Source organism: Amycolatopsis bullii (assembly GCF_014654205.1).
In the GTDB taxonomy this organism is placed as follows: Bacteria; Actinomycetota; Actinomycetes; order Mycobacteriales; family Pseudonocardiaceae; genus Amycolatopsis; species Amycolatopsis plumensis.
Map to the genome: position 1 here is coordinate 72,453 of NZ_BNAW01000028.1, position 21,252 is coordinate 93,704.

A 21,252-nucleotide genomic window follows, 5' to 3' on the forward strand; every position below is an offset into this window, starting at 1 on the left:
CATGACGACAGGCGAAAAGACCGGCGTCGAGATCGTGGACGCCGCACTGGCGGAGCGTGCCGCGCCGCTGGCCGAACAGCTGGTCGCCGACCAGGCTGCTTCGAAGCTGGCGGCGCAGGACGCGACGCTCTGGGGGCCGGACGCCGAATCCGAGGCGTCGATCCGGCTGTCGTGGACGACGCTGCACAAGTCGTCGCGGCCGCTGATCGGCGAAATCGAGGCGCTGCGGACCGAGCTGCGGAGTGAGGGCGTCGACCGGGTCGTGCTGGCCGGCATGGGCGGCTCGTCGCTGGCGCCGGAGGTGATCACCGCGACCGACGGCGTCGCGCTGACCGTCCTCGACACCACCGACCCGGGCCAGGTCGCCGACGCGCTCGCCGGCGACCTCGAGCGCACGGTCATCGTGGTGTCGTCGAAGTCGGGCGGCACCGTCGAGACCGACAGCCACCGGCGGATCTTCGCGAAAGCGTTCGCCGACGCCGGCATCGACGCGGCCCGGCGGATCGTGGTCGTCACCGACCCGGGCTCGCCGTTCCAGCAACTGTCCGAAAAGGAGGGTTACCGCAAGACCTTCCTGGCCGACCCGCACGTGGGCGGCCGCTACTCGGCGCTGACCGCGTTCGGGCTCGTCCCGGCCGGCCTGGCCGGGGCGGACGTGGCCCGGCTGCTCGACCAGGCCGCTTCGGTGGCCGAGGAGCTCGCCGCGGACTCGGCGGACAACCCGGCGGTCAAGCTGGCCGCCGCGTGGGCCGCCGCGCACGAGGCCGGCGCCGAGAAGGTCGTCCTCGCGGACACCGGTTCCGGCATCAAGGGCTTCCCGGACTGGGCCGAGCAGCTGATCGCGGAATCCACCGGCAAGCAGGGCACCGGCCTGCTGCCGGTCGCGGTCGAGGGCCCGGAGGCGGCCGGCTTCGCCGACGCCGGCGACGATGCCACGGCCACCGCGGTCGGCAGCCCGCAGGGTGCGGCCAAGATCGCCGTCACCGGCTCGCTGGGCGCGCAGTTCCTGCTCTGGGAGTTCGCCACCGCGCTGGCCGGGCGGCTGATCGGGATCAACCCGTTCGACCAGCCCGACGTCGAGGCGGCCAAGAAGGCGGCCCGCGCGCTGCTGGACGACCCGGAGAAGCTGAAGGGCGGCGAGGCGCCGTCCAACGTGGACGGTCCGGTCGAGATCTTCGGCAGTGACGGGGTTGCCACCGAGGGCAGCCTGACCGACGTGCTGCGCGCGTTCTTCGCTTCGGCGCCGGACGCGGGCTACATCGCCGTGCAGGCCTACCTCGACCGGCTCGACGACGCGTCGACGTCCCTGCTGCGCGGCGAAATCGCCAAGCGCACCGGGAAGCAGACGACGTTCGGCTGGGGCCCGCGGTTCCTGCACTCCACCGGCCAGTACCACAAGGGCGGGCACCAGAACGGCGTCTTCCTGCAGCTCACCGGGGCGGTCGAGCAGGACCTCGACGTGCCGGACCGGCCGTACACGCTGGGGCAGCTGCAGCACGCCCAGGCCCTCGGCGACGGGCAGGTGCTCGCCGAGCACGGCCGCCCGGTGCTGCGCCTGCACCTGACCGACCGGGCCGCGGGCCTCGCGGCCGTCGTCCGCGCGGTACAGGAGGGTGGCGCATGACCTGGCACAACCCGCTGCGCGATCCGCGGGACAAGCGGCTCCCGCGGATCGCCGGGCCGTCCAGCCTGGTGATCTTCGGCGTCACCGGCGACCTGGCCCGCAAGAAGCTGATGCCCGCCATCTACGACCTGGCCAACCGCGGGCTGCTGCCCGCGGGCTTCTCGCTCGTCGGGTTCGCCCGCCGCGACTGGGAGCACCAGGACTTCGGCGAGCTCGTGCACGACTCGGTCAAGGAGCACGCGCGGACGCCGTTCAAGGAGTCGGTGTGGAACCGGCTCGCCGAAGGCATCCGGTTCGTCCAGGGCACCTTCGACGACGACGAGGCGTTCGACCGGCTCGCGAAGACGGTCCGCGACCTCGACGAGGAACGCGGCACCGGCGGCAACACCGCGTTCTACCTGTCGATCCCGCCCGGTGCGTTCCCGGTGGTGACCAAGCAGCTGGCCCGTTCCGGCCTGGCGAACGCCGACGAGAAGACCTGGCGGCGCGTGGTCATCGAGAAGCCCTTCGGGCACGACCTGAAGAGCGCCGAAGAGCTCAACGCGATCGTCAACGACGTCTTCCCCGAGGAGTCGGTGTTCCGCATCGACCACTACCTCGGCAAGGAGACGGTGCAGAACATCCTGGCGCTGCGCTTCGCCAACCAGCTGTTCGAGCCGATCTGGAACGCCAACTACGTCGACCACGTGCAGATCACCATGGCCGAGGACATCGGCCTCGGCGGCCGCGCGGGGTACTACGACGGCATCGGCGCCGCCCGGGACGTCATCCAGAACCACCTGCTGCAGCTGCTGGCCTTCACCGCGATGGAGGAGCCGCTGTCGTTCGAGCCGCGGGCCCTGCGCGCGGAGAAGATCAAGGTCCTCTCCGGCGTGACGCCGGTCGGGCCGCTGAGCAAGACCACCGCCCGCGGGCAGTACGCCGGTGGCTGGCAGGGCGGCACGAAGGTGCCCGGCCTGCTGCAGGAAGAGGGCTTCGCCAAGGACTCGAAGACCGAGACCTACGCAGCGGTGACGCTGGAGGTGCAGAACCGCCGCTGGGCCGGGGTGCCGTTCTACCTGCGCACCGGCAAGCGGCTCGGCCGGCGCGTCACCGAGATCGCCGTCGTGTTCAAGCGGGCGCCGCACCTGCCGTTCGACTCGACGTCGACCGAGGAGCTGGGGCAGAACGCGCTGGTCATCCGGGTTCAGCCGGACGAGGGCATCACGCTGCGGTTCGGCTCGAAGGTGCCGGGGACCACGATGGAGGTCCGCGACGTCACCATGGACTTCGGGTACGGCCACGCGTTCACCGAGTCCTCCCCCGAGGCCTACGAACGCCTGATCCTGGACGTCCTGCTCGGCGAGCCGTCGCTGTTCCCGGTGAACGAAGAGGTCGAGCTCTCCTGGAAGATCCTCGACCCGATCCTCGACCACTGGGCGAAGGAAGGCGCGCCGGAGCAGTACGCGCCCGGCACGTGGGGACCGGCGTCCGCCGACGAAATGCTGGAGCGCACCGGCCGGAAATGGAGGCGCCCGTGATCATCGACCTGCCGTCCACCACGACTTCGGCACTCAACAAGAAGCTGGTGGAGATCCGCGAACAGGGCGGGCAGGTCGCGCTGGGGCGCGTCCTGACGCTGGTGATCGTGGCCGACGACGACGCCAAGCTCGAAGAGGCCATCGAGGCGGCCAACGGCGCGAGCCGCGAGCACCCGTCGCGGGTGATCGTGGTGGCCAAGGGCGCCCGCACGGCGGCCCCGCGCATCGACGGCCAGATCCGGGTCGGCGGCGACGCCGGCGCGAGCGAGGTCATCGTGCTGCGCCTGTACGGCCCGCTGGCCGCGCAGGGGCAGAGCGCGGTCGTGCCGCTGCTGCTGCCGGACGCGCCGATCGTGTGCTGGTGGCCCGGGGCCGGCCCGAAGGACCCGGACAAGGACCCGCTCGGCGAGCTGGCCCAGCGCCGGATCACCGACTCGGCCGCGGAGAAGAACCCGGTCAAGGCGCTGACCACGCGGGCGAAGGCGTACACCGAGGGCGACACCGACCTGGCCTGGACCCGCCTGACGCACTGGCGCGCCCAGCTCGTCTCGGCGCTGGACCTGCCGCCGTACGAGAAGGTCACCGCCGCGACGGTGACCGGCGAGGCCGATTCGCCGTCGACCGAGCTGCTGGCCGCCTGGCTGGCCGAGTACCTGAAGGTGCCGGTCAAGCGGGTCAAGAGCTCGGGCGCGGCGGGGATCATCTCGGTGACGCTCGACCGGAAGTCGGGCCCGGTGGAGCTGCACCGCCCGGACGGCCGCGTGGGCACGCTGACCCAGCCGGGCCAGCCGACCCGCCGGATCGCCCTGCAGCGGCGCAGCACCCAGGACTGCCTGGTCGAGGAGCTCCGCCGGCTCGACCCGGACGAGGTCTACGAAGCGGCCCTGCAGGGGCTGCACAAGATCACGTCGGGCACGAACGGCAAGACCGGAGCACCGCCCAAGGCCGACGTGACGTCGCCGGCCGCGGCGGCCGGTTCGGCTGCTTCGGGCGCGGCCAAATGAGCAAGACGGAAGTGGTCGTCTACGCGAACCAGGACCTCCTGGCGGCCGCGGCGGCGGCCCGGCTCGTGACGCGGCTGGTGGACGTCCAGGCGGCCAAGGGGTCGGCATCCCTGGTGCTGACCGGCGGCGGCACGGGCATCGCGGTGCTGTCGGAGCTGCGGGCATCGTCGGCGCGCGACGCGATCGACTGGTCGCGGCTGGACATCTACTGGGGTGACGAGCGGTTCGTCCGGGCGGATTCGGACGAGCGGAACGAGAAGCAGGCCCGCGAGGCACTGCTCGACCACGTACCGCTGGATCCGAAGCGCGTCCACGCGATGGCGCCGTCGGACGGCGAGTTCGGTTCCGACGTGGACGCCGCGGCGGCGGCCTACGCCTCGGTGCTGGCGTCGCAGGCGGGGCCGGAGGACCACGGCGACGTGCCGTCGTTCGACATCATGCTGCTGGGCCTCGGGGGCGAAGGGCACACCGCGTCGGTGTTCCCGGAGTCCCCGGCGGTGTACGAGACCGAGCGGTCGGTGGTGGCGGTGCGCAACTGCCCGAAGCCACCGCCGACCCGGATCTCGTTGACGCTGCCGGCTCTTCGCAGGGCGCGGGACGTGTGGCTGATGACGGCGGGCGAGGCCAAGGCGGACGCGGTGGCGCTGGCGCTGGCGGGCGCGGGGGAAGTCCAGTTGCCGGTGGCCGGCGCCCGCGGGCACCGGCGCACGCTGTGGCTGCTGGACCGAGCGGCGGCGGGGAAGCTGACGAAGGTGTACCAGCCACCGACGGCTTGAGTGTTGCTCGGGGAAGGCCCTCTGCTTCGGCAGGGGGCCTTCACTCGTTGAGGTGGGTGGATTGCTCGAAGCGAGCGAACATCCCGGCTCTCCGACCGCCACCCGGCGCGAAGCAGGCATCCACCCTCGCCGCGCCCCGGCCACCGCCCGGCGCGCAGCGAGCATCCCTACTCGCCGCGCTCCCACCGCCCGCCACCCCGACGCAAGGCGAGCACCCCCATCCGCCGCGCTCCCACCAACCACCCGGCCCGAAGCGCGAGCATCCTCACTCGCCGCGCTCCCGCCAGCCACCCCCGGCGCGAGGCGAACATCCCCGCTCGCCGTGCTTGCACCGCCCGCCACCCGGCGCAAAGCGGGCGGACCTGGCCGCGCGCCCCTTATTCCGTGCGCCAGCCGCGCTGCAGGCAGGCGAAGATCTCCTCCGCCGCCCGGCGGGGATGCTCGTGCGCCTGGATCAGCTCGCGGGACGCCAGCGCGAACCGCGCGAGGGCCGCGCACGTCACGTCGTCCTCCGGGGCGCCCATTTCCTCCGCGATCGCGCGGGCGAGCGCCGTCTCGTGGCGCATCCACATCCGCCTGGCGTAGTCGCGCAGCGCCGGCTCGTTCTCGATCAGCCGCAGGAACTCGCCGCTCGGCGCGCTTTCGGCGAGGCGCAGGATGTGCTTGCGCAGCGCGTCCACGACCGAATGCCCCGGCGGCCGCCCGTGCACCGCGAGGACCAGCGCCGCCTCGATGTCCTCGTCCTGGTCGAACACCAGGGCTTCCTTGCTCGGGAAGTACTTGAACAGCGTCGTCACCGAGACGTCCGCGGCGTCCGCGACCTCCTTCACCCCGACCTTGTCGTACCCGCGGGCGAGGAACAGTTCCAGCGCGGCGTCGGCCAGGGCCTTCCGGGTCTGCGCCTTCTTGCGCTCCCGGCGTCCGATCACTTCCGTCATGTCACGAAGTCTAACCCACTCAAAAAGTTGAGTCGTTGCACTTTTTGAGTGGTTGTGCTTTCTTAGTGACATGACCTTCTCTCGCATTGCCATCGCCGGCGCCGGCCTCGGCGGGCTCGCCTGCGCCCGCGTCCTGCAGCTCCACGGCCTCGACGTCACCGTCTTCGAGCAGGAACCCGCGGCCGATGCGCGGCCACAGGGCGGGACGCTCGACATGCACGCCGACACCGGCCAGGTCGCCCTTCGCACGGCCGGCCTTCTCGACCGTTTCCGCACCTTGGCCCGGCCGGAGGGCCAGCAGATGCGCGGCGTCGACCCGCACACCGGCGAGGTGGTCCTCGACGAGGCCCCCGACGGCGACTCCCGGCCCGAGATCGACCGCGGCCAGCTCCGCGGCCTCCTCCTCGACTCCCTCGCCCCCGGCACCGTCCGGTGGGGACAGCCGATCGCGGAAGCCGCCCCCGGCGCCCGGGTGACGTTCGCCGACGGCGGCAGCGCGGAGTTCGACCTGGTCGTCGGCGCGGACGGCGCGTGGTCCCGCGTCCGCCGCGCCCTGACCGGCGTCTTGCCCGAGTACAGCGGCGTCACGTTCGTCGAGTTCGGCCTCGACGACGCCGACCGCCGCCACCCGGACCTGGCCGCGCGCACCGGCCAGGGCACGCTGATGACGAAGGCCGGCGGCAAGGCCCTCATCGCCCAGCGCACCAGCACCGGCCACATCCGCTGCTACGCCACCTTCTACGCCCCCGAAAACTGGGCCGCCGAGCTCGACTTCGCCGACGCGGCGGCGGTCCGGGCACACCTGCTCGAGCGCTATGCGGGCTGGCACCCGGACCTGCTCGCGTACCTGCGCGAGCACGACGGCGGGTTCGCGCACCGGCCACTGCACGTCCTGCCGGTCCCCCACGCTTGGACGACCACCCCCGGCCTCACCCTGCTCGGCGACGCCGGGCACCTGATGCCGCCGCTCGGCGTCGGCGCGAACCTCGCCCTGCTGGACGGCACCGAACTGGCGACCGCGCTGGCCGCCGCACCCACCGTCGAGGAGGCGGTCCGGGCGTACGAGGCCGGCATGCTGCCGCGGTCGATCGAGCTGGCGAAGGCCTGCGCGTCCGGCCTGCACGACCTGCTGAGCGACGACCTCCGGTCCATGGCGGCCTGAGAACCGTGCCCCAAAGGCGACCACACGTGGGTAACATGATTCCCACGATGTGGTCGTCTTGGTACACGCCGGGAAACAGCACTCACACAATGGGTAGCGCCCTTCGTCGAACATCCCCCGGACGGCCCAGCCGATTACGGAATCCGGACGCCGGAGCACCGACTGCGGGTGAAACTAACCGTCTCCGTAGGCCACCTCGTTAGCATCCGCACATTTGTCGGCCGCCGCGCGTCCCGATCGGGCCCTGAGCGCCTCTCACCAACAAGTCCACAAGACGAATGGGGTCGCCAGCGATGAGTACAGAGGGACTCTCGATTCCAGGCATCTCGATCGCCGGCTCGGGGCCATCGGCCGCCGAGCGGGTCCGCAAGCGCGGGGTGAGCCTGTTCGGCTCGGTGCCCCGCCCCGCTGTGGTCACGTTCGCCATCGAGGCGGCCGCGGTCATCCTGGCCGTGCTCGACGTCTGGCTGGTCATTCCCGAGAAGGCCCAGCCGTACTCCATCTGGCTCTCCGGCGCGGCCTGTCTCGCGGTCGTGTTCCGGCGGAAGTTCCCGTTCCTCGCCGTGCTCGTCGCGGTCCCCGGCTTCCTGGCCGGCTGGGCCCAGCTCGCGTCGATGATCACCCTCGGCATGCTCGCCACCCGCCGTCAGCTGCACTGGCAGACCTGGGTCGGCGCGGCGCTGGTGTGGACGTGCCGGTTCGTGCAGTGGCCGCTGGAGGACTTCGCCGAGCTGAGCTGGCGCGAGCACATCCTCGACGGCATCTACGGCGTCCTGGTCGCCGGCATGCCGATCGCGATCGGCCTGCTCATCGGCGCGCGGACCGAGGTTTCGAACAAGCTCGCCGAGCTGGCCACGAGCCGCGACCGCGAGCGCCGCTTCCACGCCGACGCCGTCCGCGCCGAGGAACGCGCCCGGCTGGCCCGCGAAATGCACGACGTCGTCTCCCACCAGATCACGCTGATCGCCATGCAGGCCGGCGCGCTGCAGGCCCAGACGACCGACGACCGCGCGCAGGAGACTGCGCAGGTCATCCGCACGCTGTCCAAGCGGACCCTGGAGGAGCTGCGCTCGCTGCTGAGCGTGCTGCGCGCGGGCCCGGACGACGACGGCCCGCGCCCGGGCATCAACGACCTCGACCGGCTGATCCGCACGTCGGAGGTGCCGGTGCACCTGTCGGTGGAGCACCTGCCGGAGGCCCTGCCCAACCAGGTGTCGGCGGCGGCGTACCGGACGGTGCAGGAGTGCTTGACCAACGTCCACAAACACGCCCCGGGTGCGACGGCGACCATCCGCATCCAGGGTGAGCACGGCGCGCTCAAGATCGAGGTCCGCAACGAGCGGGCGAACCGCCCGGCGGAGAGGTTGCCCTCGGGCGGCCACGGCTTGACGGGCCTGGCCGAGCGGGCCCGCCTGCTGGGCGGAAGCTTCGAAACCTCGGGAACCGAGGACGGCGGCTTCCGGGTGCGGGCGCGGTATCCGCTGGACCGCTGACCTCCGGCCCCCGGTATCCAGCTTACCGGCGCCCACCGACACTTCCGGATCGCCGGATGCCGCGAGCGGAGGATTTCGGACGAAACCGACCGGAATCTTCCGCTCGCGGCTTCTCCAGACCGGAAATTGTCGGTGGGCGCCGATAGCGTGGAAATCGGGGGCTGCTCAGCACCGGACGGCGGTGCCCGCAGAGGCATCTCGCGTGACTGGCGGGGCATCTCACGTGACTGGTTAGGCATTTCGCGTGACTGGCGGGGCATCTCGCGTGATTGCAGAGGCATCTCGCGTGATCAGAGGGGCATCGCGGTGATGCCCGGCCAGTCACGCGTGATGCCTCGCTGAGCACGCGTGATGCCCCGCTGGACACGCGTGATGCCCCGGGGCGCACGGGTCAGGCCTGGTTGAGCGCGCGAAAAGCCACCTCGAGGGGGTCCGCATCCCTCGGGGTGGCTTCCAGCAGGAACCGCTAGAGGATTTCCCGGCGCTTGCGCAGGCGGTCGAGCGCCTCCGCCAGGATGGCCTCGCCGTCGGCGTCGCTGCGCCGCTCCTTCACGTAGGCCAGGTGAGTCTTGTACGGCTCGGTCCGCGGCGCGGCCGGGGGGTTCTTCTCGTCCTGCCCGCCCGGGAGCCCGCAGCGGGGGCAGTCCCACTCGTCGGGAATTTCCGCGTCGAGCGCGAACGACGGCCGTGCCTCGTGCCCGTTGGCACACCAGTAGGAGATGCGGCGGCGCGGCGCCGACTCTCCCCGTTCCGATTCGCCCGTAGGACCGGCACCCACCCGGGTGCCCCGAATCGCGTTACCGCCAACCATGAATCCTCACACCTAGGAATCGGCGGCGCGCCCCCCAATAGGCACGCCGAATCGCTGCGCCCCGCCGTCTCGACCCGGTCGCGGCCGACGACGGAACGCCGGACGCCTCACACCTTGAGCAGCAGACCCAGGCCCACGATGCTGATCAGCCAGACCGCGCCCAGCAGCAGGGTGATCCGGTCGAGGTTCTTCTCGGCCACGCTCGACCCGGCCAGGCTCGACTGCATCCCACCGCCGAACAGCGACGACAGGCCACCGCCCCGGCCACGGTGCAGCAGCACGGCGACCACCAGCAGGACGCTGGAGACGATCAACAGGATTTGCAGGAACAGCTTCATGTCATCCTCTGGGCTCTAGGAGAATGCAGGGGTACGGCATGGTCGTTTCCGACCACCACCGTACCCCTGGACTCGTCCACTGCTGTGTGACGGACCGGATACACAGGCTACCCGGTCGTGGCCTCGATCAGGGCAGCGGCCCGCCCGCGGCGAGTGCGCAGAGTTTCGTGAACTCCTCGCCGTCGAGGCTCGCTCCGCCGACCAGGGCACCGTCGATGTTCTCGCAGGCCACCAGCTCGCCGATGTTGCCCGATTTGACCGATCCCCCGTAGAGCACCCGGACGGACGAAGCGACCTCGTCGCCGTACTTCTCCTGGAGGGTCGCGCGGATGGCCTTGCAGACCTCTTCGGCGTCCGCGGACGACGCGACCTTGCCGGTGCCGATCGCCCAGACCGGCTCGTACGCGATCACCACGTCCTTGACCTGCTCGGCCTTGAGGCCCTTCAGGCCCTCGATCAGCTGCGTCGTGGTGTGGTGGATGTGCTCGCCGACCTCGCGGACCTCGAGCTTCTCCCCGATGCAGAGGATCGGCGTGATGCCGTGCTTGAGCGCGGCCTTGACCTTCTTGTTGACCAGTTCGTCGGACTCGGCGTGGTATTCGCGCCGCTCCGAGTGCCCGACCGTGACGAACTTGCAGCCCAGCTTGGCCAGCATCGGACCCGAGATGTCGCCGGTGTAGGCCCCGGAGTCCTGCGGCGCGAGGTCCTGCGCGCCATAGGTGAGCGACAGCTTGTCGCCGTCGACCAGGGTCTGCACGCTGCGGATGTCGGTGAACGGCGGCAGCACCGCCACGTCGACCTTCGCGTAGTACTTCTCCGGCAGCGCGAACGCGATCTTCTGGACGAGCGCGATCGCCTCGAGGTGGTTCTGGTTCATCTTCCAGTTGCCGGCGATGAACGGCTTGCGTGCCACTAGTTCTTCTCCTCCAAAGCGGTCACGCCCGGCAGTTCCTTGCCCTCGAGGTACTCCAGGGAGGCACCGCCGCCGGTGGAGATGTGCGAGAAGCCGTCTTCGGGCAGGCCCAGCTGCCGCACCGCGGCCGCCGAGTCGCCGCCGCCGACCACGGTGAACGCGTCGCTCTTCACGAGCGCCTCGGCCACGGCACGCGTGCCGCCCGAGAACGCCTCGAACTCGAACACGCCCATCGGGCCGTTCCAGAAGACCGTCTGCGCGTCGGCCAGCTTGCTCGCGAACAGCTCACGGCTGCGCGGGCCGATGTCGAGACCCTGGCGGTCGGCCGGGATCGCGGTCGCGTCGACGACCTCGTTCTCCGCGTCGGCGGCGAACTCGGTCGCGGCCAGCACGTCGACCGGCAGCACCAGTTCGACGCCGCGCTTCTCGGCCTCGGCGAGGAAGCCCTTGACCTGGTCGAGCTGGTCGGCCTGCAGCAGCGACTGGCCGACCTCGTGGCCCTGGGCCTTGAGGAAGGTGTACGCCATGCCGCCGCCGATGAGCAGCCGGTCGACCTTCGTCAGCAGGTTCGCGATGACGCCGAGCTTGTCGGACACCTTCGCGCCGCCGAGCACGACCACGTACGGCCGCCGGACGTCGTCGGTCAGCTTCTTCAGCACGTCCAGCTCGGCCAGCACCAGGCCGCCCGCGTACGCCGGCAGCACCGACGCGACCTCGTAGACCGAAGCCTGCTTGCGGTGGACGACGCCGAAGCCGTCGGAGACGAACGCGCCGCCCGGGACGAGCGCGCCCAGCTCGGCGGCCAGCTCGGAGCGGTCCACGGCGTCCTTGCTGGTCTCGCGCGCGTCGAAGCGCACGTTCTCCAGCAGCACGACGCTGCCGTCGGCCAGGCCGCCGGTCAGCGCCTTCGCGGACTCGCCGACCAGGTCACCGGCCAGCGCGACCTCGGCGCCGAGCAGCTCGGACAGCCGCTTGGCGACCGGCGCGAGCGTGAACTTCGGGTCCGGCGTGCCCTTCGGACGGCCGAGGTGCGCGGTGACGACGACCTTCGCGCCCGCGTCAGCGAGCTTCTTGATCGTCGGCAGCGCGGCGCGAACCCGGCCGTCGTCGGTGATGCGCTCCCCGTCGAGCGGGACGTTCAGGTCGGACCGCACGAGCACGTACCGGCCCTGAACGCCCTCGCCCAGCAGGTCGTCGAGGTTCTTGACGCTCATCGGGTTCAGGACAGCTTCGAACCGACGAGCTTGACCAGGTCGGCGAGGCGGTTGGAGTAGCCCCACTCGTTGTCGTACCAGCCGACGACCTTGACCTGGTTGCCGATGACCTTGGTCAGCGGCGCGTCGTAGATGCAGGACGCCGGGTCGGTGACGATGTCCGCCGAGACGATCGGGTCCTCCGAGTAGCGCAGGATGCCCGCGAGCGGGCCCTCGGCGGCGGCCTTGTAGGCGGCGTTGATCTCCTCGACCGTGGCGGCCTTGGACAGCGTGACGGTGAGGTCGGTGGCCGAGCCGGTCGGGACCGGGACGCGCAGCGCGTAGCCGTCCAGCTTGCCCTGCAGCTCCGGCAGGACCAGGCCGATGGCCTTGGCGGCACCGGTGGAGGTCGGGACGACGCTCAGGGCGGCGGCGCGAGCGCGGCGCAGGTCCTTGTGCGGGGCGTCCTGCAGGTTCTGGTCCTGGGTGTACGCGTGGACCGTGGTCATCAGGCCCTGCTCGATGCCGAAGGCGTCGTTGAGGACCTTGGCCAGCGGGCCGAGGCAGTTGGTGGTGCAGGACGCGTTCGAGATGATGACCTGCGAGCCGTCGTACTTGTCGTCGTTGACGCCGAGCACGATGGTCAGGTCTTCGCCCTTGGCCGGCGCGGAGATGATGACCTTCTTGGCCCCGCCGGCGATGTGCGCCTTGGCGGCGTCGGCGTTGGTGAAGAAGCCGGTCGACTCGAGGACGACGTCGACGTTCAGCTCGCCCCACGGCAGGTTGGCCGGGTCGCGCTCGGCGAGGGCCTTGATGGTCTTGCCGTCGACGACGATGCCCTCGTCGCTGACGCTGACCTCACCCGGGAACCGGCCCAGGATGGAGTCGTACTTCAGCAGGTGGGCCATCGTGGCGACGTCGCCGAGGTCGTTGAACGCGACGACCTCGATGTCCTGGCCGCTGGCCTGCACGGCGCGGAAGAAGTTGCGGCCGATGCGGCCGAAGCCGTTGACACCTACGCGAACGGTCACTGCTGCCACTCCTCTGAGGATCGGCCGGGACCCCCGGCCGTGACTTGCGGGCTCGCGGCCACCCTAGCGTGCGGGCATGCGCGTCCCTGACTGCCCTGACGAGACTTCCACCACTTGGCGAACGGGTCAAGAATCGATTAAGAAGCGAAGCCGCTCCGGAGCGTTTCCAGCGGGTGGACCACGGCGGACCGGGCGGGGTCGCAGGCGCGGGCGGCGGGACCGGTTCCGGCTGATCAACCCGGGTGAGCCGCTCTCACCGGGCCGACCCGCCGAGAGCGGCGGATCGACCCTTGAACGATTCAGCCCTCCGCATCGCCCCGGCGGGTGCCGGAGTGGTGCACGGGACCGCGAGTGAAGTCGATGACTCGACCGATCCAGCGACACCTCCGCCCGCTTCATCCGGCCAGCTCCCGCTCCAGCGGCGTCCGGAACCGCGGGATCACCCGGACCTCGCCGAACCACTTCGCGCACTTCTCCGCCTCTGCCGACACCGCCGCCTGTACCTCCGAGCCCACGTCCTCCAGCAGCCGGAACACCACCTCCCCCGAGGCGCGCTGGGCCCAGCCGCCGACCACCCTTCCGGAGGCCCAGACCGTCGGGCCGATGTTGCCGCTGCGGTCGAACAACGCCGCCCGGTGGGGGCCGAGGAACCAGTCCCGGTCCTGCCAGCCCATCGGGGTCGGGTCCAGCGCGGGCAGGAACGCCACCCACGGCGGCGGCGACGGCACCGGATCGAGGTCGTCCGGCAGCACCACCCCCGGCACGCCATCGAGGTCGACCTCCACCGGCTCCAGGGCGGCGAGGGCCTTCTTCGCCTGGCCCGCCGTCCAGCCCGTCCACCACCGCAGGTCCGCCACCGGCGCCGGGCCGTACGCGCGCAGCCACCGGCGGGCCAGCTCCACGCGGGCCTCCTCGGGGCTCCACTCCCGCAGCCCGCCGGGAACCCACTCGTCGAGGGGGTGCCACACGTACTGGCTCGACAGCCAGCTGCCGCGGGGACGGCCACGCGCGATCCGGCCGCCCGCCGCCAGCAGGAACAGCACCCGGCTGGTCACGTTGCCGATCGCCTCGTACGGCTTGCCCGCCGCCATCAGCAGTTGCTGGCGCAGGCGGGGCTCGTCCTCGCTCAGCTGCTGGGCCGTCGCCGAACCGCGGGCGCGCAGGGCCGCCTCGACCGACGCCTCGACGTCCTTCAGCCACGCGGCCGGCTCGGGCACGTTCTCCGGGTGACCCTGCTGCCCGAGGTGCTGTTCGAGCAGTTTCCGCTGCTTCACGAGGATGTCCGCCGAGCAGCCCGCCTGCACCAGCGCCGCCGTGTCCAGGTCCGTGACGAACACCGTGCGGCGCATGCCCAGCAGCCGCAGCAAGGTCCGGTCTTCGTAGAGCGCTTGCTCCACCGAGGAAACCGCCGGGGCGGCGAGCCGGGCGGACGCGGACAGGTGGACGGTCGCCGGGTCGGTGGCGTGCAGCGCCACGACCCCGGCGACGGCTTCGGCCACCGTCGCCGCGGGCGCAGCCAGGTGGTGGCGGACGGCGAGGCGCGCCCGGCGCTGGTCGGTGCTGATCTCGAGACGGCTGATCTTCGAAGACACCCGTTTTTCCTACCACCCGGCACCGACAAAAACGCCTGGTCATCCGGCGCGACCAGGCGATAGCCTCGGAAAATGGTCTCCGGCACGCACTTGGCGGCCTTCGCCGCGCTGACGTTCCTCATGGTCGTGGTCCCCGGGCCGAGCGTCCTGTTCACGATCAGCCGCGCGCTCACCGTGGGGCGGCGCGACGCGCTGCTCACCGTCGTGGGCAACTCCGCGGGCGTGTACACGCAGGTCGTCGCGGTCGCCTTCGGCCTCGGCGCCCTGGTGACGACGTCCGCGGCGGTGTTCACCGCGATCAAGGTCGCCGGCGCGCTCTACCTGGTGTACCTGGGGATCCAGGCCGTGCGCCACCGCCGGAAGCTGACCGACGCGATGGCCGCGAAGGTGCGCGCCACGCCCGGGCGCGTGCTGACCGTGCTGCGCGACGGCTTCGTCGTCGGCTTCGCGAACCCGAAGTCGATCGTGTTCCTGGCCGCGCTGCTGCCGCAGTTCGTCGACCCCGCCGCCGGCTCGGTGCCCGCCCAGATGCTCGTCCTCGGGCTGTGCCTGCCCGCGATCGCGCTGGCCACCGACAGCGCGTGGGCGCTGGTCGCCGGCACGGCCCGCGCGTGGTTCGCCCGCTCGCCGAAGCGCCTGGAACTCGTCGGCGGCACCGGCGGTCTCGTGATGATCGGCCTGGGCACCGGCCTCGCGTTCACGGGCCGGGGTGACTGAGCACCAGGTCGAGCAGTCCCGGGAAGGCGGCGTCGAATTCGGGACGCCGCAGCCGGTTGAGCCGCCGCGGGCCTTCGTCGCGCTGTTCGATCAGGCCCGCCGCGCGCAGCACGGCGAAGTGGTGGCTGCGGGTCGCCTTGGCCACCGGCAGGTCGAACGTGCCGCACGCCTTCGTCCACTCCGGCACGGCCGCCAGTTCGCGCAGGATGCTGCGGCGCACCGGATCGGCGACCGCGGCCAGGGCGTCCTGCAGCGAAACCTGTGCCGGAGACGCGTGCGAGAGCCCGCGTGCCCGCGCGCTGTTCGGCCCAGTGTTCGATGATTGTCGTACACTCATCTGGTCGACCTCCGTCGAACACTCTAGGAGCAACCGTGCCGCGACACCTCGACACGACGTTCGGACTGGACGCACGCAACCGGCTCGACGAAGCCGCCGAGCCCGGCCGCGAGGGGGCGCTGGCCGCCCTCGAATCGTTCTACTACGCCTTCAACCAGCGCGATCTCGACGCGTTCCGCCGGGTCTGGACGGCCGATCCGCTGGCCCAGCTGAACAACCCGCTCGGCGGCATCCTCCGCGGCGGCGAAGCGATCACCGAGCTGTACGACCGCGTCTTCCACGGCCCGGCCCGCGTCACGGTCACCTTCGGCGACATCGTCGAGTACTCCGGCGAGGGCCACGCGGTGTTCGCCGGCCGCGAGACCGGCGAATACCGTGTGACCGAAACCGTGCCGCTGAGCATCCGCACGACGCGCTTCTTCGCCTACGAGAACGGCCGCTGGGTGCAGGTCCACCACCACGGCAGCATCGACGACGCCGGCGCGCTCGCCGCCTACCAGCAGGCGATCCGCGGTTAGGCCAGCGCCTTCACCAGGTCCGGCCACCACTCGCGCGGCAGGCCGTCGAGCGGGACGACGACCTGGTCGGCGCCCGCGGCCCGGTACTCCCGCAGCCGCGCAACGACCGCGTCGAAGCCGCCCCACACGGTGAGGCCGTCGACGAGCCGGTCCGACAGGTCCGCGATGTCCGCGTCGGTGAAGCCCATCCGCCGGAAGTTGGCCGCGTAGCCGGGCATTCCGGCCAGGAAGCCCAGCGACCCGCCGCGCACTGCCTCGCGCACGCGAGCCACGTCGGTCTCCGCGACCACGTTGAGCAGCACCGCCAGCTGCCGGTCCGGGCCGAGGATCTCGCGCGCCGAGGCGACGTAGTCCGTCGTCACCAGGTACGGGTACGCGCCCGACGCGCGATCGCGCGCCAGCTCGAGCATCCGCGGGCCGAGCGCCGACAGGATCCGCGCGGACCGCGGGACGACGTCCTCGATCTCGTCGAGGTAGTCGCCGAGCGTGGCCAGCGGCCGCGGGCCGTGCGCCCCGCCCAGGCCGACCACGAACCGGCCGGTCGGCAGGTCCGCGTACGCCTCGGTCACGGCCGACGACGGCACCCGGTCCACCGAGAGGATCCCGCTCGCCACCTGGATCCGCGCGGTCCCGCGGACGACCTCGGTGATCCGCGGCAGGTTGTTGCCCTGCCCGCCGGCCAGCCACAGCGTGTCGTAGCCCAGCTCTTCGAGTTCGACCGCCACGGCCGTGTCGGTGTCCAGCGCGGTGTGGGTGGCCCCCAGCGGCCCCAGTTTCGTCATGCGCCCGGCAACCACGGAACCCGGGAAGATGTTCCCGTCACGCCGGTTGTTCGTCCTCGGCGGAATCGGCGTCTTCGGCGGCCCGGGTGAACATCCGGGTCGCCGACAGCCGCGCGACGCCGTCGGGCTCGCCCAGCTCCTCCAGGGAGTTGCGGATCGTCGAGTCCACCGACAGGTACTTCCGGCCCGCCCGCAGGTCGGCGTCGTTGCGCAGCCGCACGATGAGCGGGAACTCCGACAGCGCGCCCGCGTCGAACAGGCCCGTCGTGTAGATCAGCTGCACGCCCAGCGCCTCGGCCACGGCCCGCTGCAGCTCCAGAAGGTACCCCGCCGACGCGCGGCCGATCGGGTTGTCCAGGAACAGCACGCCCGAGTGCCGGTTGCGGGCCTTGCCGCGGTTGTTGGCCCGCAGCGCGGCGAGGGTGCAGTACAGGATGATCGCCGCGGTCAGCTGCTGGCCGCCGGAGAACACGTCGCGGATCTCCGAGACGCGCTGGCGTTCGGTGCGCAGCACCGAGTCCGGCTTGAGCATGTCGACGCGGAACCCCTTGGGCGCCGCGGCACGAACTCCGCGCAGCACGAGGGAAAGCCCGTCGCGCTTGACGTCCCGGCCGTCCGCCGTCTTGCCCACGGCGGCCTCGTCGACGACTTCGCCGAGCTTCTCGGTGAGCGCGTTGTCCTCCAGCTCGGTGAAGCGGATGCGGAGGAACTCCTGCCCGGACCAGTCGCCGAGCCCATCCGGCAGCCGCGAGACGCGCTGGGCCGAACGCAACGTCCGGAGTGCGCCGTCGACCATGCCCTGCAGGCGGGTGATGATGCCGCCGCGGTGCCGGTCGATCTGCGCGAGGTCGTCGGTCAGGGACCGCAGCCGCGGCCGCAGCGCTTCGGCCCACTCGGCGGCGTGCGCCGGGAGCTGGTCGCGCTTGACCGAGATGACCTGCTGCCGCACCGGCGTGCTCAGCTTCTCGAACCGCTTCTCCGTCGCGTACTGCGCCAGCTGGTCCGCGGCCGCGCGCACCCGCCGGTCGCCGGCGTCCGCCGCTTCCTGCGCTTGCCCCAGAGTGGCGTTCAGCCGCGCGTGCTGGGCGCGTGCGGTGTCGACGTCGCCGTCGTAGGCCGCCGCGTCCGGGTCGGTGACCAGGTGCGCCATCGACTCGGCGAGCAGGGAGAAGCCCGAGGCGGAACTGCGAGCGGACTCGAGCGTGGCCTCCGCCGCCGCCCGGCGTTCCTGCAGCTCCTCCCACTTCCGCGCCGCCGCCGACGCCTCCAGCCCGGCCGCGTCGATCAGCTCCAGGCCGTGCTCGATGTCCCGCGGCTTCTCGCCGTTGACGCCGTTCTGCAGCGGCAAGGCGTCCAGCTCGGCGCGCCGCGTCGAGACGAGCCCGATCGCTTCGGTGCGCTCCTCCTCCAGGCCGTCGACGACCCGGCGGGCGCGGGCCAGCGCGGCCGCCCGCGCCGACGCGTCGGAGCCGTCGGGCGTCTCCAGCAGCTCGGCCGCGCGGGCCCGGACGGCTTCGTCGAGGGACTCGACGGCCGAGCCGGCCGCCGCTTCGGCGGATTCGGCCTGCTCCAGCTCGCTCCGCAGGTCGCTGCCGACCTCGACCTTCGCGTACGACTCGGACGCCGACAGGTAGGTCCGGCGCAGGGCGTCGACCGGTTCGCTGGGCGCCGGGCCTTCGGCGGCGTCGGCCGCACCCGGCACCTCGGCCAGCTCGGCGCGCGCGGTGGTCGCGGTCCGGCGGTGGCCGTCGGCGGTGCGCTGCTCCTCCCCCGCCTGCTCGCGCAGCCGGGCGGCCTTGCCCGCCGCGTCGGACGCCTGGAGGTCGGCGCGCTCGGCGATCTCGGTCGCGCGCTCGGCTTCTTCGGTCCACTCGGCGATCCGCGCGCTGCGCACACCCAGCTCGCCGAGCCGCCGGGCCTTCTCCTCGGCCTCGGCGGCGGCCGCCCGCAGCTCGGGGACGCGCTCGCGCAGCGACGCGGCTTTTTCGCTCAGCCGCGCGAATTCCGCCTCGGCCTGCGCCAGCGCGGTCCGGGCGGTCTCCCGCGCGGTCCGGGCGGCCTGAGCCTGCTCGGCCAGGGTGGCGACGGCACCGGCCGGGTAGTCCTCGCGCCAGGTCGTCAGCTTCCACATCAAGGCGCCGTCCGCGGACAGCTTGGCGGACAACGCTTCGAGCCGCCGCTGCCGCTCGGTGTGCCGCCGGGCGACGGCTTCCCGTTCGGCGTCGGCGGCTTCTTCGTCGTACATCGCGGGGTTCGGCGGCACGAGGAACTCGACGCCGGGCGCGGACGGCACTTCGGCCTGCAGCGCCTCGGTCGTGCCGACGGCGATGATCGCGCTCGGCAGCAGCCGCCGCTTCGTCAGCACTTCGCGGGCGCGGTCGGCGTGCGCGGCGTCGTTCAACAGCACACCGGACACCAGCTGCGGCAGGGTTTCCAGCACCTCGGCGCGCCGCGAAGCGTCCAGTTTGGACAGGTAGCGCCAGCCGGACCACGCGGTGATCCCGGCCTCCTCCAGGGCGTCCAGGGCGGCCTGGACGTCTTCGGGCGGCGGCAGCAGCCCGCCGGAGCCGAGCGCGGCCAGGGCCCGCTCGTCGGCGGACTCCTCCATCCGCAGCGTGGTCTGCTCCTTTTCGACGGCCGCGCTCGCCTCGCGCAGTCGTTCCAGCAGCACCGGAAGGTCGCTCTCCAGGTTGACGTCGTCCGCGCCGAGCAGCTCGACCAGGCGGCTTTCGGCGGCGAGCGCGTCGGTCCGGCGGTGGGCGCGGTCGAGGTCCTCGGTGGCGCGTTCCAGGCGGTCCTGGGTGGTGCCCGCGAGCTGGTGCGCCTCGTTCACGGCCCGCTGCGCCGCCTGCAGATCCGCGCCGACGCGGTCGAGTTCCTGTTCGCGGCGGGTCAGTTCCGCAGCGGCCTGCTCGGCCGCGGCGCGCGCGGCCCGCGACGCTTCGGCGACGTCGGCGCCCGAGGGCAGCAACCCGGCGCGGACGGCGGCCTGGACCTCTTCGCGCAGTTCGGTGATCCGCGTGGTCAGCCCGCGGGCTTCGGCCCGGCGCGCGGCCGCGAGGTTCGCGGCTTCGTCGCGCTCGGTCTGCGCCTTCTCGGCTTCGGCACGCAACGCACCCGCGTGCGCCTCGGCCTTGTCGGCCTGCCGCTGGGCGTCCTGCGCCAACGCGTGCAACCCGCGTGCGAGCGCCGAAGCAGCGTCGTTGCGCGCCTTCAGGGCGGGACGGGCCTTCTCCTCGCGGCTGCCGACGAGCTCGCGCAGGTCCTTCGCCTTGCGCGCCGCGTTCAACGAGTTGAGGACGGTCGCCGTCTCCCGCCAGGCCTCCGCTTCGGTCTTCGCCTGAGCGAGCTCGGCGTCGACGCGCTTGCGGGCCTCCTGGGCCTCGTCCAGCCGCAGCACCGCGACCAGGCGGCGCAGCTCCGTGACGGCCGCGGCGAGCCGCCGGTGATCGCCCTCGGCGAGCTTCTCCGCGGACTTGACCTCGGTGACGTGGTCCTCGAGCCCGGACAGCCGCGCGTTCTCGAGTTCGTTGCGCGCGACGACCCGGGCGGCCAGCGAAGCCATGTCTGCCTTCGCGGACTCGGCGATCTTCCGCGACTCCGCGGCGACACCTTCTTCGGCGGCCAGCGGGCCCAGCAGATCGAGCGCACCCGCCACGAAGTCGCGCTCGGACAGCAGATCCCCGCGCTGGGCCAGGTTGTGGGCGTAGGTCGCGACGACCTCGGCGAGGTCCTTCGGCTCCTCTTCCGAAATGACCGCGCGCAGCAGGAACTCGACGAACGCATCGTCGGTGCCGAAGGCGAACGCGTCCGCCGCCTCGCCTTCGCCGGCGTTCATCGCGCGCTGGTAGCGGAACAGCTCGGTGTCGAGGCCGAGGCCGTCGAGGCGGCCGGTCCACTCGTGGTGACGGCGGGTCCAGGACAGCTCCAGCTCGGGTTCGGCGAGCTGGGCCGCGGTGAGCTTGTCGTGGAAGCCGGACATGGTGAGCAGCCGGCCGTCCTGGGTCATCGGCAGGGAATCGAGCCCCAGCGCGGCGGTCGGCCGGAAGCAGTACCAGGAGTCGACCAGGTTCTCGGAGTCGGCGGACACGACGTGCCCCCGCCACTCCGACACCTTGCCGGTGATGATCCGGTGGCCGCTTTCGACGTGCAGCCACTCCAGCACGACGTGCGAAACGTCCTTGGCGGCGACGAACTTCTCGAGGACCTTCGTGCTCGTCGTGCCCACCACCTGGCGGCGGCCGGGCAGCATCACCGAGAAGATCAGCTTGATGAGCACGGACTTGCCGCCGCCGTTCTCCAGGAACAGCACGCTCGCCGGCGACGGGCGGCGCAGCTCGGCCGGACCGGTCGCGTGGATGCCCGCGCTGAACAGGGCGTCCTGCTGGGGCGCGGTGATCTTGGCGCCGACGCCGCTGAAGTCGAGCACGACGTCCTGGTAGCGGGCACCCGCCGGGCCCACCGAATGCAGGCGGACCCGCGAAAGCTCGTACATCGGTTCCC

At 72.0% G+C, this 21,252-nt stretch carries 18 protein-coding genes; 8 read left to right on the forward strand and 10 right to left on the reverse strand.

Annotation, left to right across the window (positions count from 1 at the left end; all coding sequences use genetic code 11):
- Window position 1: 1 nt before the first annotated feature.
- The 4 genes from IE317_RS27410 to pgl are packed head-to-tail and all read left to right on the forward strand — an operon-like array spanning window position 2 to window position 4,924.
- Window positions 2-1,624 carry a glucose-6-phosphate isomerase gene (locus IE317_RS27410; protein WP_191314227.1) on the forward strand — a complete coding sequence of 541 codons (1,623 nt, stop codon included), beginning with the start codon at window positions 2-4 and terminating at the stop codon, window positions 1,622-1,624.
- A complete protein-coding gene (gene zwf / locus IE317_RS27415) occupies window positions 1,621-3,144 on the forward strand; it encodes a glucose-6-phosphate dehydrogenase (RefSeq protein ID WP_191314228.1) in 1,524 nt (507 codons plus the stop codon). The genes IE317_RS27410 and zwf overlap by 4 nt, the downstream gene beginning before the upstream one ends.
- Complete coding sequence (gene opcA, locus IE317_RS27420; RefSeq protein WP_191314229.1) at window positions 3,141-4,148, forward strand: glucose-6-phosphate dehydrogenase assembly protein OpcA; 1,008 nt, start codon at window positions 3,141-3,143, stop codon at window positions 4,146-4,148. The genes zwf and opcA overlap by 4 nt, the downstream gene beginning before the upstream one ends.
- Window positions 4,145-4,924 (forward strand): 6-phosphogluconolactonase, encoded by a 780-nt coding sequence (pgl, locus tag IE317_RS27425; protein ID WP_191314230.1) that lies wholly within the window; start codon window positions 4,145-4,147, stop codon window positions 4,922-4,924. Before opcA ends, pgl begins: the two co-directional genes overlap by 4 nt.
- Window positions 4,925-5,301: 377 nt before the next feature.
- Here pgl and IE317_RS27430 read toward each other — a convergent pair whose 3' ends face one another.
- Window positions 5,302-5,862, reverse strand: coding sequence for a TetR/AcrR family transcriptional regulator (locus tag IE317_RS27430; protein WP_191314231.1), 561 nt, complete (start codon window positions 5,860-5,862; stop codon window positions 5,302-5,304).
- A gap of 70 nt (window positions 5,863-5,932) precedes the next feature.
- Between IE317_RS27430 and IE317_RS27435 the strand changes: the two genes are divergently transcribed.
- A complete protein-coding gene (locus IE317_RS27435; protein WP_191314232.1) occupies window positions 5,933-7,024 on the forward strand; it encodes an FAD-dependent oxidoreductase in 1,092 nt (363 codons plus the stop codon).
- 293 nt (window positions 7,025-7,317) lie between these two features.
- Window positions 7,318-8,517, forward strand: a complete 1,200-nt coding sequence (locus IE317_RS27440) for a sensor histidine kinase (protein WP_191314233.1) — start codon at window positions 7,318-7,320, stop codon at window positions 8,515-8,517.
- A 466-nt stretch (window positions 8,518-8,983) separates the two neighbouring features.
- On the opposite strand, the gene IE317_RS27445 is transcribed toward IE317_RS27440, so the two are convergent.
- The 6 genes from IE317_RS27445 to IE317_RS27470 form a co-directional block, all read right to left on the reverse strand.
- Window positions 8,984-9,328, reverse strand: coding sequence for an RNA polymerase-binding protein RbpA (locus IE317_RS27445; RefSeq protein WP_043788280.1), 345 nt, complete (start codon window positions 9,326-9,328; stop codon window positions 8,984-8,986).
- Window positions 9,329-9,435: 107 nt separating this feature from the next.
- Complete coding sequence (secG, locus tag IE317_RS27450) at window positions 9,436-9,666, reverse strand: preprotein translocase subunit SecG (RefSeq protein WP_003071471.1); 231 nt, start codon at window positions 9,664-9,666, stop codon at window positions 9,436-9,438.
- Between the two features lie 127 nt (window positions 9,667-9,793).
- Entirely contained in the window at window positions 9,794-10,579 is a 786-nt protein-coding gene (gene tpiA, locus IE317_RS27455) for a triose-phosphate isomerase (protein ID WP_191314234.1), read from the reverse strand.
- Window positions 10,579-11,793, reverse strand: coding sequence for a phosphoglycerate kinase (locus IE317_RS27460; RefSeq protein WP_191314235.1), 1,215 nt, complete (start codon window positions 11,791-11,793; stop codon window positions 10,579-10,581). The genes tpiA and IE317_RS27460 overlap by 1 nt, the downstream gene beginning before the upstream one ends.
- 5 nt (window positions 11,794-11,798) lie before the next feature.
- The gene (gene gap / locus IE317_RS27465; protein ID WP_043788284.1) at window positions 11,799-12,803 is read right to left on the reverse strand and encodes a type I glyceraldehyde-3-phosphate dehydrogenase; all 1,005 of its coding nucleotides are present in this window, start codon (window positions 12,801-12,803) and stop codon (window positions 11,799-11,801) included.
- 395 nt (window positions 12,804-13,198) lie between these two features.
- Window positions 13,199-14,395: a winged helix DNA-binding domain-containing protein gene (locus IE317_RS27470; RefSeq protein WP_229902940.1), complete on the reverse strand. Its 1,197-nt coding sequence runs from the start codon at window positions 14,393-14,395 to the stop codon at window positions 13,199-13,201.
- 72 nt (window positions 14,396-14,467) lie between these two features.
- Between IE317_RS27470 and IE317_RS27475 the strand changes: the two genes are divergently transcribed.
- Window positions 14,468-15,112, forward strand: coding sequence for a LysE family translocator (locus IE317_RS27475; protein WP_191314236.1), 645 nt, complete (start codon window positions 14,468-14,470; stop codon window positions 15,110-15,112).
- Here the strand turns inward: IE317_RS27475 and IE317_RS27480 are convergent.
- Window positions 15,093-15,449 (reverse strand): ArsR/SmtB family transcription factor, encoded by a 357-nt coding sequence (locus IE317_RS27480; RefSeq protein WP_191314237.1) that lies wholly within the window; start codon window positions 15,447-15,449, stop codon window positions 15,093-15,095. The two genes, IE317_RS27475 and IE317_RS27480, sit on opposite strands and share 20 nt — an antisense overlap.
- 35 nt (window positions 15,450-15,484) lie before the next feature.
- Between IE317_RS27480 and IE317_RS27485 the strand changes: the two genes are divergently transcribed.
- Entirely contained in the window at window positions 15,485-15,967 is a 483-nt protein-coding gene (locus tag IE317_RS27485) for a YybH family protein (protein ID WP_191314238.1), read from the forward strand.
- On the opposite strand, the gene IE317_RS27490 is transcribed toward IE317_RS27485, so the two are convergent.
- Entirely contained in the window at window positions 15,964-16,749 is a 786-nt protein-coding gene (locus tag IE317_RS27490; RefSeq protein WP_191314239.1) for a TIGR03620 family F420-dependent LLM class oxidoreductase, read from the reverse strand. The two genes, IE317_RS27485 and IE317_RS27490, sit on opposite strands and share 4 nt — an antisense overlap.
- 37 nt (window positions 16,750-16,786) lie before the next feature.
- On the reverse strand, window positions 16,787-21,244 hold the full coding sequence (locus IE317_RS27495) for a hypothetical protein (RefSeq protein WP_191314240.1): 4,458 nt from the start codon (window positions 21,242-21,244) through the stop codon (window positions 16,787-16,789).
- Between the last annotated feature and the right edge of the window lie 8 nt (window positions 21,245-21,252).

Excerpts from the sequence above, each read along its gene's own strand:
- IE317_RS27410 (WP_191314227.1), top strand. The coding sequence starts at position 2 with ATGACGACAGGCGAAAAGACCGGCGTCGAGATCGTGGACGCCGCACTG.
- zwf (WP_191314228.1), top strand. The coding sequence starts at position 1,621 with ATGACCTGGCACAACCCGCTGCGCGATCCGCGGGACAAGCGGCTCCCG.
- pgl (WP_191314230.1), top strand. The coding sequence starts at position 4,145 with ATGAGCAAGACGGAAGTGGTCGTCTACGCGAACCAGGACCTCCTGGCG.
- IE317_RS27430 (WP_191314231.1), bottom strand. The coding sequence starts at position 5,862 with ATGACGGAAGTGATCGGACGCCGGGAGCGCAAGAAGGCGCAGACCCGG.
- IE317_RS27435 (WP_191314232.1), top strand. The coding sequence starts at position 5,933 with ATGACCTTCTCTCGCATTGCCATCGCCGGCGCCGGCCTCGGCGGGCTC.
- IE317_RS27440 (WP_191314233.1), top strand. The coding sequence starts at position 7,318 with ATGAGTACAGAGGGACTCTCGATTCCAGGCATCTCGATCGCCGGCTCG.
- IE317_RS27445 (WP_043788280.1), bottom strand. The coding sequence starts at position 9,328 with ATGGTTGGCGGTAACGCGATTCGGGGCACCCGGGTGGGTGCCGGTCCT.
- secG (WP_003071471.1), bottom strand. The coding sequence starts at position 9,666 with ATGAAGCTGTTCCTGCAAATCCTGTTGATCGTCTCCAGCGTCCTGCTG.
- IE317_RS27460 (WP_191314235.1), bottom strand. The coding sequence starts at position 11,793 with ATGAGCGTCAAGAACCTCGACGACCTGCTGGGCGAGGGCGTTCAGGGC.
- IE317_RS27475 (WP_191314236.1), top strand. The coding sequence starts at position 14,468 with ATGGTCTCCGGCACGCACTTGGCGGCCTTCGCCGCGCTGACGTTCCTC.
- IE317_RS27480 (WP_191314237.1), bottom strand. The coding sequence starts at position 15,449 with ATGAGTGTACGACAATCATCGAACACTGGGCCGAACAGCGCGCGGGCA.
- IE317_RS27490 (WP_191314239.1), bottom strand. The coding sequence starts at position 16,749 with ATGACGAAACTGGGGCCGCTGGGGGCCACCCACACCGCGCTGGACACC.
- IE317_RS27495 (WP_191314240.1), bottom strand. The coding sequence starts at position 21,244 with ATGTACGAGCTTTCGCGGGTCCGCCTGCATTCGGTGGGCCCGGCGGGT.